The sequence below is a fragment of the Streptomyces sp. NPDC054813 genome, assembly GCF_053611365.1.
This window is the reverse complement of the sequence record NZ_JBSHAF010000015.1, coordinates 216673-224576: the sequence shown is the minus strand read 5'-3', so window position 1 is coordinate 224576 and position 7904 is coordinate 216673. Positions and strand designations below refer to the sequence as shown.

The 7904-nt window shown below is 70.5% G+C and carries 8 protein-coding genes; 3 read left to right on the top strand and 5 right to left on the bottom strand.

The window, feature by feature from the left end:
• Window positions 1-112 precede the first annotated feature (112 nt).
• Window positions 113-559, bottom strand: a complete 447-nt coding sequence (locus tag ACWGJB_RS29120) for a VOC family protein (RefSeq protein WP_453383030.1) — start codon at window positions 557-559, stop codon at window positions 113-115.
• Between the two features lie 553 nt (window positions 560-1112).
• On the opposite strand from ACWGJB_RS29120, the gene ACWGJB_RS29115 reads away from it, so the two are divergent.
• Entirely contained in the window at window positions 1113-2252 is a 1140-nt protein-coding gene (locus ACWGJB_RS29115) for a DNA alkylation repair protein (RefSeq protein WP_453383029.1), read from the top strand.
• 75 nt (window positions 2253-2327) lie between these two features.
• The gene (locus ACWGJB_RS29110) at window positions 2328-2678 is read left to right on the top strand and encodes an ArsR/SmtB family transcription factor (protein WP_453383028.1); all 351 of its coding nucleotides are present in this window, start codon (window positions 2328-2330) and stop codon (window positions 2676-2678) included.
• Window positions 2679-2785: 107 nt separating this feature from the next.
• Here ACWGJB_RS29110 and ACWGJB_RS29105 read toward each other — a convergent pair whose 3' ends face one another.
• A complete protein-coding gene (locus tag ACWGJB_RS29105; protein ID WP_453383027.1) occupies window positions 2786-3316 on the bottom strand; it encodes a MarR family winged helix-turn-helix transcriptional regulator in 531 nt (176 codons plus the stop codon).
• Window positions 3317-3377: 61 nt separating this feature from the next.
• Between ACWGJB_RS29105 and ACWGJB_RS29100 the strand changes: the two genes are divergently transcribed.
• On the top strand, window positions 3378-4688 hold the full coding sequence (locus ACWGJB_RS29100) for a multidrug effflux MFS transporter (protein WP_453383026.1): 1311 nt from the start codon (window positions 3378-3380) through the stop codon (window positions 4686-4688).
• Window positions 4689-4759: 71 nt separating this feature from the next.
• On the opposite strand, the gene ACWGJB_RS29095 is transcribed toward ACWGJB_RS29100, so the two are convergent.
• From ACWGJB_RS29095 to ACWGJB_RS29085, 3 genes are all read right to left on the bottom strand, one after another.
• The gene (locus tag ACWGJB_RS29095) at window positions 4760-5425 is read right to left on the bottom strand and encodes a nitroreductase (protein WP_453383025.1); all 666 of its coding nucleotides are present in this window, start codon (window positions 5423-5425) and stop codon (window positions 4760-4762) included.
• Window positions 5426-5484: 59 nt separating this feature from the next.
• On the bottom strand, window positions 5485-6918 hold the full coding sequence (locus tag ACWGJB_RS29090) for a carboxypeptidase regulatory-like domain-containing protein (RefSeq protein ID WP_453383024.1): 1434 nt from the start codon (window positions 6916-6918) through the stop codon (window positions 5485-5487).
• 399 nt (window positions 6919-7317) lie between these two features.
• A complete protein-coding gene (locus tag ACWGJB_RS29085; RefSeq protein WP_453383023.1) occupies window positions 7318-7722 on the bottom strand; it encodes a tautomerase family protein in 405 nt (134 codons plus the stop codon).
• Window positions 7723-7904 lie beyond the last annotated feature (182 nt).

Sequence of the window (7904 nt, the reverse complement as noted above, 5' to 3'; positions counted from 1 at the left end):
CTCTGGGGGGCTCCTGTTATAACACGGTCGCGGGCGCCCCCGGTGTCGCGTTCCGGGTGTGTGGTGCCTTTGTAGGAGATGTACGACGGCACGGACACCCCGCACAGGTCTGCTAGGGGCGGACGTACGGCCGGGTCATGATCTCCATGTTGTGGCCGTCCGGGTCCTCGAAGTAGGCGCCCCGGCCGCCGAACAGGCCGTTTATGCCCCCGGGTCGGGTGTGGTGGGGGTCGGCGTAGTAGGTGACGCCGTCCGCCTCCAGCCGGGCGATCATGCCGTCGAACCGCTCCTCGGGCACGAGGAAGGCGTAGTGCTGGGACTGGATCGGCTCGTCCCGCTTCTCGTAGTAGTCGAGCGTCACGCCGTTGCCGAGGTCGACGGGCAGGAACGGCCCCAGCGGGGCGCCGACCCGCAGGCCCAGGACGGTGGCGAGGAACTCGGCGGACCGGCGGCGGTCGGTGGCGTAGACGGCGGTGTGGTTCAGCTGGACGGCGCCCGCCGACGGCTCGGATGCGTGAGGGTGCGTCTGGTCATGCGGGCGCTGCTGCTCAAAGGTCAAGGAAGTCTCCGGTCTTGGGATCTGCTCGGGCTGGGCGCCGCACACGGGCGTACGGGCGCCGGTAGCGAAGACGCGGAGAAAACGGGCGGGCCCCTGGCCCGCCTCGGGCTCACGCCGAGGCCGGGAACCTCACTCGTGCATGGCCCATGGCCGACCCGGCAGTCACCCGGCCGACCCTAACGACCGTCAGGGGCCGGGGCAACGGAGTTGCACGGTTCCGGACGGCTCCGGCCGCGCGGTCAGGCCGTATCCGCTCGGCGGCCGTCGCCGCGCGCGCCGCGCCGCCGGTCCAGTTCCGCACGGCGCTCCCGCATCGCCCCGCCGGCGGCCGTACCCGCGGTGAACACATACGCCTCGCTGTCGTCGAGGCCCCTGCCGGTGCGCGCGTCGACCGGGACCGGTTCGGCCCTCTCCGTCGACGTGCTGCACCGTGGCCGACAGCGGACACTCGCGGTCCGCCGGCCCGATCCGGCTCGGCGTCACGCCCTCCCCGCTTACTGCTAAATTAGAAGTAACTCGCTTCTGTACCAGCAAAGCGCCTTTTGGAGGAAGCATGCCCACCGCGGACGAGCTGATCAGTCCCGACAGCATCCGTCGTCTGGCCGTCATCCTCCAGGAGGCCGCCCCCGGTACGTCACGCTGGCAAGCCGTCGCGGACAGCCCGGCGCTGCTCGGCACGCTCGGCCTCAGTGAGCGGGCCCGGACAGTGGGCGACGCGCTCCTGGCCGACTGCGGGCGTGACTACGAGGAGCTGGCCCGGGCGGTACGACGGACCCTCACCCGGGCCGATCTGACGGGCTGGATGATCTGGCCGGTCTCCGAAGCCGTCGCCGCCGCGGCCACCACCTCCGGCACCGGCCGCCACTTCGACGACGGCCTGGACCTGCTGGCGCGGCTCACGCCCCGCCTGACCAGCGAGTTCGCGCTCCGCACCTTCCTCAACGCGGACCTGGACCGTACTCTCGCCACGGCCCTGACGTGGACCGACTCCCCGGACCCGGCGGTGCGCCGGCTGGCGAGCGAGGGCAGCCGCCCCAAACTCCCCTGGGCCCGGCAGGTGCCCGCTCTCAACCGCGACCCCGGAGTCACGGTGCCCCTGCTGGACAGGCTGTACGCCGACGCCTCGCAGGACGTGCGCCGTTCGGTGGCGAACCACCTCAACGACATCTCCCGACTCGACGCCGGACTGGCCGTCGAGGCCGCCGCCCGCTGGCTGCGGAAGCCGGAGCCCACCACCTCCGCCCTGGTCCGGCACGCGATGCGCACCCTCGTCAAGAAGGGCGAGCCGGCCGCCCTGGAGCTGGTCGGGTTCCACGGCGGCGGCGAGGACCTGAAGGTGGTGGGTCCGCTGCTGGACGAGACCGATGTCCCCATGGGCGGAAACCTCGTCTTCACCGCGCGCATCACCAACGTCTCGGGCAAGCCGGTGTCCCTCGCCGTCGACTATGTCGTCCACCACCTGAAGGCGAACGGGAAGCCGGCGCCGAAGGTGTTCAAGCTCGCCAAGCGCGAACTGGCCCCCGGGGAGTCGGCTGACGTGACGCGAAGCCACTCGTTCCGCCCCATCACCACGCGCGTCTACTATCCGGGCGCCCACGCGGTGCAGCTCCAGGTCAACGGGCACCGCTTCGACCTGGCGGAATTCCGGCTCCTGAAGGCCGACGGGCCGGTGTCACAGGGCTCTGAGGAATGATCTCGGGCCCGCCGGTGGTTTCGATGACGGTCGTACTATGACGTGACCGTCCCGAAGCCACCCCGAGGAGCCACCGTGGCCCGCCCCCGTACCGCCGCACGCACAGTGGAGCACCCCGAGCTGTCGGACGTCTCGCTCCAGCAGGTGCTGGAGGCGCTGGTGGATCCGGTACGGCGCCTGGTGGTGGCGCAGCTCGCCCGCGCCGGCGAGGACCTGAGCTGCGGGACGTTCGAGGCGCCGGTGTCGCTCTCGACGCTGACCCACCACTTCAACGTGCTGCGGGAGGCCGGCGTGATCCGGCAGTACTACGTCGGGACGGCCAAGATGAACACGCTCCGCGCCGACGAGATGGAGCGGCGCTTTCCCGGCCTGCTGACGGCCGTGCTGGCCGCCGCTGCCGCGGAGGACGGGGCGAGCGCGGCCTGAGGTGGGCGCTGGGCACATATTTCGATGGCTCTCGAAATTAAATGACCATTGAACTTGGCGCTCACGGCGGCGATGGAGGTTGGAACATCCGTCGCGCCAGCTGGGGATCAAAGGTGCCGGACATGCGACTCCATGGCCTCCACCAGCCGGTGCAGCGCCTTGATCACCTGTTCGCGGTCCTCACCCAGGCCTGCCAACAGGCCTGTCTCGATGGCGAGTTGTCGGGGAAAGAGGTCGTCGACGGCCTCGGCGCCGGCCTCGGTGATGGTGACCAGAGCGGCACGCCGGTCGGCGGGATTGGGGGTGCGGGCGATGAAGCCGCGCTTCTCCAGTTTGCCGAGGGTCTTGCTGACGCCCGCCCGGGACAGCCCCAGCCGCTCGGCCAGGCTGCGGGCGATGAACGGCGCGGTCGCGTGCCGGAGGGGGATCAGCATGTCGACCTCGGGCGCGGTGAGGGCGGCGCCCGCGTAGAGGGGTTCCACGGCGCGGTTGAGCACCCCGCCGGCGTGTTTGAGCAGGCCGACCAGCTCCATGGGGGAGGTGTCCAGGTCGGGGTTGTGGGCGGACCACTGGGCACCGACGTCGGCGGCGGAAGGGTTGGGCGAGGGAGCGGTCGAGGGGGAGGTGGGATCGGGCATGCGGCTCGTCTTCTCACTCTGGATATTTGTTAGCTGGTGAACTATCGGTTACCTTTTTTCCATGATAGCTCCGTCATCCTCGCGCAACGGCTCCGACGCCGTCACCGACACCACCGGACCTGCGCCTTCGGGTCGTACGACCACCGCCCTGATCGCCGTACTGGGCGCGCTGACCGCCGTCGCCCCGCTCGCGACCGACATGTACGTCCCCGGCTTTCCCGCGCTGGGGGAGGCGCTCGGAGCGAGCAGCTCTGCCGTGCAGCTCACGATGACGGCGTTCCTCGCCGGACTCGTCGTCGGCCAGTTGGTCATCGGCCCGCTCAGTGACGGGCTCGGCCGGCGCCGGCTGCTGACGGCCGGGACGGCCGGGTTCGTCCTGTTCTCCGTCGCCTGTGCCGTCGCCCCGAACATCGCCCTCCTGACCGGCGCCCGTTTTCTGCAGGGCGTGGCCGGTGCGGCGGGCATGGTGCTGGCCAGGGCCGTCCTCACCGACCGCTTCCACGGACCCGAACTGCCGCGCTACTTCGCGGTGTTGTCGCAGGTGATCGGCGTGGCACCGGTCGCCGCGCCGGTACTCGGCGGGGCCGTCCTGGCCGTCTCCACCTGGCGGACCGTCTTCGCCGTGCTGGCCGTGCTCGGGGTGCTGCTCCTGCTCGCCGTGGTGCGGGCGCTGCCCGAGTCGCTGCCGCCCGAACGGCGCTACAACGGCGGACTCGCCGGCACCTTCCGGGCCATGGGCGCGTTGCTCGCCGGCCGGACGTTCATGGGCTACGTCCTGGTCGTCGCCCTCGTCTCGGCAGCGTTGTTCGCCTATATCAGCGGCTCAAGCTTCGTCTTCGAGAACCTGCACGGGGTCTCCTCGACGACGTACTCCCTCATCTTCGCCACCAACGCTGTCGCCATGCTGGCCGGCGGGGCGGTCTTCGCGCGCCTGGCCGGGCGTGGCATACGCCTGAACACCATGCTTTCGGCGGGCGTCGGCATCGCCCTGCTGGGCGCACTCGCCCAGGTCCTGCTCCTGGTGACCGCGGGCGAGACCCTCGCGGGCACCTGGATCACCCTCTTCGTGACCGCGGGCGGCATCGGCCTGGTCTTCCCGAGCGGCATGAGCATCGGCCAGGCGGTCGGCCGTACGGCACCTGGTGCCGCATCCGCACTCCTCGGCGGCCTCCAGTTCCTCTTCGGCGCCCTGGCCGCACCGCTGGTGGGGATCTTCGGGGAGGACAGTTCCCGACCGATGGCCCTCATCATGCTGACCTCACTGACGGCGGCAACGCTGGCACTGCTGGGCCTGGCCAGGCCGTGGGAGGGGCGGGGGGAGCCGGTACGGGTGGATCAGAACCGACGGCGACGTGAGCTGTCCAGGAACTGATCAGAAAGCGGGAAACCGCCCCTGACTTGCGACGACCGGGCCTGCTGGAGGTCCTCTTGATCGTCGCGTGGTCACGCTCCGATGAAGTTCACTGTTTCTGTCATGTCCGCCCGCCCGGTGCGCAGTTGTGGTGCGCCTTCCTCCTCGAAGCCCACCGAGACACCGCAGAACAGTACGAGTCCGTCATCGGCCCCGACTGCCTGGGCGACGGTCCTGCGATACATCGTCCACATCACCTGAGGGCAGCTGTGCAGCCCTTCCGCCCTCAGCAGGAGCATGACCGTCTGCAGGTACATCCCCGCGTCCCCCCACTGGCCGGGCCCCATCGTCCGGTCGAGGTAGCAGAACAGGACGACCGGAGCTCCGAACGCCTCCGAGTTCAGGGCGGCGATCTTCATGGGCCTGCCGGGGTCGCCGCGCTCGATTCCCAGTGCCTCGTACCGCTGGGCGGCCGCGGCGGAGAAACGGTCCAGATACGGCGAGACCAGTTCGGCCGGGTACATCGGGTACTCGCGCTCGTCCCCGGCGTCTCCCGCCAGCGCCCTGGACGTCGTACGTCTCTTCAGTTCGGCCAACGGGGCGCCGGTCACGACGTATACGTGCCACGGCTGCAGGTTCCCGCTCGACGGAGCCCGGGTCGCCGTGGTCAGAACCCGTTCGAGTACCTCTTTGGGTACCGGCTCAGAGCTGAACGCCCGCACGGCCCGGCGGCTGTTCACGGCCTCGTACACGTCCACGTCTTCTCGTCCTCTCGTCCAACGACAGCCACTTCCTATCGCATTGCCCCGTACCGGAATCACCGTGTCCTGCGATGAGCAGGCGGTAGCCGTGGACGACGGGTTCCCAGGTCGCCGAGAAGGCTCGGGTCGTGGGCGTTGACGAGCATGGCGGTAGAACGCGTCACCGGCGTGGAGCGCCCAGTAGTACGGTCGCCCAGGGTGAAGTCGGCGCGGAGGACGGAACCCGGTTCCAGCAGCCGCCGTTGGACCTGTGGCTCTCTGCTGTGGGACGAGGCCACGATGGTGAGGTGGCCCTCGGGCAGCCCTGCCACGGCATACGTGCCCTGGTCGTTCGTCGCGGTGCGCACCAACTGCCGGCCTCTGCCGTCCATGACGGTCACCGCCGCGTGCGGGAGCGGTTGCCGCGCGCTGTCGCCGACGGTACCCATCAGCGTCGGTAGCGGCTCGCCGAAGTGGTGGTGGGCCGGCATCGCCGTGGGGATCAAGGTCTCCACAGACGGGTCGTCCACCGGCGGCTCCGCGTCCTTGTCCCGTCGGCCCCTGCCGCTGTGCCGGGCGGCCGTGCCGCGGTGGCGCCAGGCGTCGAAGCCCATGAGCCCGACACCGGCGGCGATCCAGGCGCACAGGACCAGGACGGGCTTGAGCACCCCTGCGCCGTGGAAGTACAGGACTCCTCTGAGCGCGTCCACCGCGTTGCCGAGCGGCATCACGGCATGCACGTGCTGGAAGAACGCCGGCAGCATCGGCACCGGGGCCACCCCGCTGGTGGGGGTGCTCAGCACGATGAACAGACCCATCCCCACCCCGGGGAAGAACTGCTTCGTGAACGGTGCCATGCCGGTGCAGAACGTGGCCACCGCCGTGGTGAGGAGGAACGCCGTCCCGAGGGCAGCCGGATCGTTCGGCAGGTAGCCGAGGTCGACGCCCACGAGGTCACCGACCACGGCGAAGACAGTGGCGACACCGAAGATCGTCAGCAGCTTCCTGCGGCGGTTGAAGGTCACCGCACGCAGCAGGGTCGTGGCGAGCAGGTAGCCGGGGATGTTCCAGGCGGTGCCGAAGTAGACCAGGGTGGTTCCCGTCAGGTCCCTGGCGGCGGTGGGCGCCACGTCCTTCACGGTGAGTGGCCTGCTCTTCGCGGCGGTGAGCCCTGCGAAGTCCTTGCTCAGCGCCTGGAGGAGGGACATCCCGTTGGCCTTGGCCACGTAGAGCACCGGACGACCGCCGGCGACGTATCCCGCCACGGCACTTCGGTCCAGCACCGCCTGGCGGGCGGTCCGGTCGTCCGTCACGGAGGTGACGTCGAACGCTCCAGGGAAACGACGGTGCAGCGCGGCCTCGACCTTCGCCTCCGGTGCGTGGCCGGCGACCACCACGTCGGCATGGTGCGGTTGAGGGGCGTGCAGGGCGGGGGCGAAGCAGAACAGGAAACCCAGGAACAGTGTGACCGGGAACCACAGTGTCTCGGCGAGGACTCTCGCCGACGACATGCCCTGTTCCCCGTTACGGGCCCTCACCGGCTCGACCCGCGTATGGCACCGCCGGCCGTGGTGGCCGGTTTCGCCACGGCCTGCCGTGCCGCGGACGGCTTTGCCGCGGACCCGACCTCGCCGCCCCCTGCCTGCGGGCCCTGCTTCTCAGCGGTCCGCTGTGCTGTCTCCGCCTTCATGGCGCCCTTTCCGTCTCTCGCGCCCGCCATCGCCGTGGCCGGGACCTGTACTACCGATCGGAGATTCGCCTGGTGCCGGGCCCTCATCCCGCTCTCACCGCGATCACCGGCCGCACGGCTCTCGCCGGGCCTCCCCGTCCCCGCCGAGTGGCAGCTCGGGAGCGGTGAGAAGGGCGATCGGCAGCTTGAATGCGAGCGGGCCGCGGATCTCCCCTCTCCGTCACTGCTGGTCGTGCGCCGCTGTCCACTCGGACTCGCGGCCAGGCTCAGGGAGCAGACGGCCACCCTCCACGGCCGAGCGGGCGGGGCTGTCCTGGATGACCACCAGCACGGACTCCGGATCCACCCGGGCTATCCGTGCGACGGCGGCCGCGAGTTCCAGGGCGAGCCGGCTGGTGCTCTCCTGCGGGTGGCCGCGTCGCGCCCAGCCATTGAGCAGGAGTGGCGTCGCAGGGGTCCCGCCGACGAACACGTTCTCCCGCGGAAGCTCCGGGAACACGATGTTGACGTAGGCCGGCGGCACATGGTTGATCGCCGCGTGGATCCGGGTGATCTCCGTGGCCAGCGCGGCCTTGGTCTCCGTGGTCAGCGTGCCTTGCGCGGTGGTGCAGGTGTAGAGGGGCATGTCGTCTCCGGTGGGGGGTGGGTCGGGGGTGAGTCGGAGATGGGGGAACCGGCTCGGAGCGCCGTCTTCTCGGGACCTGAGCCAGACGCATTCGTGGGGTGGGGGCGGGGCGGCCGGGGGGGCGCGGCCGCGACACCACGCGCCGCGGGCCGGCGCGGCCGCGCCCCCCCCCCCGGGGGCGG

Excerpts from the sequence above, each read along its gene's own strand:
- ACWGJB_RS29115 (WP_453383029.1), top strand. The coding sequence starts at position 1,113 with ATGCCCACCGCGGACGAGCTGATCAGTCCCGACAGCATCCGTCGTCTG.
- ACWGJB_RS29105 (WP_453383027.1), bottom strand. The coding sequence starts at position 3,316 with ATGCCCGATCCCACCTCCCCCTCGACCGCTCCCTCGCCCAACCCTTCC.
- ACWGJB_RS29100 (WP_453383026.1), top strand. The coding sequence starts at position 3,378 with ATGATAGCTCCGTCATCCTCGCGCAACGGCTCCGACGCCGTCACCGAC.
- ACWGJB_RS29090 (WP_453383024.1), bottom strand. The coding sequence starts at position 6,918 with ATGTCGTCGGCGAGAGTCCTCGCCGAGACACTGTGGTTCCCGGTCACA.
- ACWGJB_RS29085 (WP_453383023.1), bottom strand. The coding sequence starts at position 7,722 with ATGCCCCTCTACACCTGCACCACCGCGCAAGGCACGCTGACCACGGAG.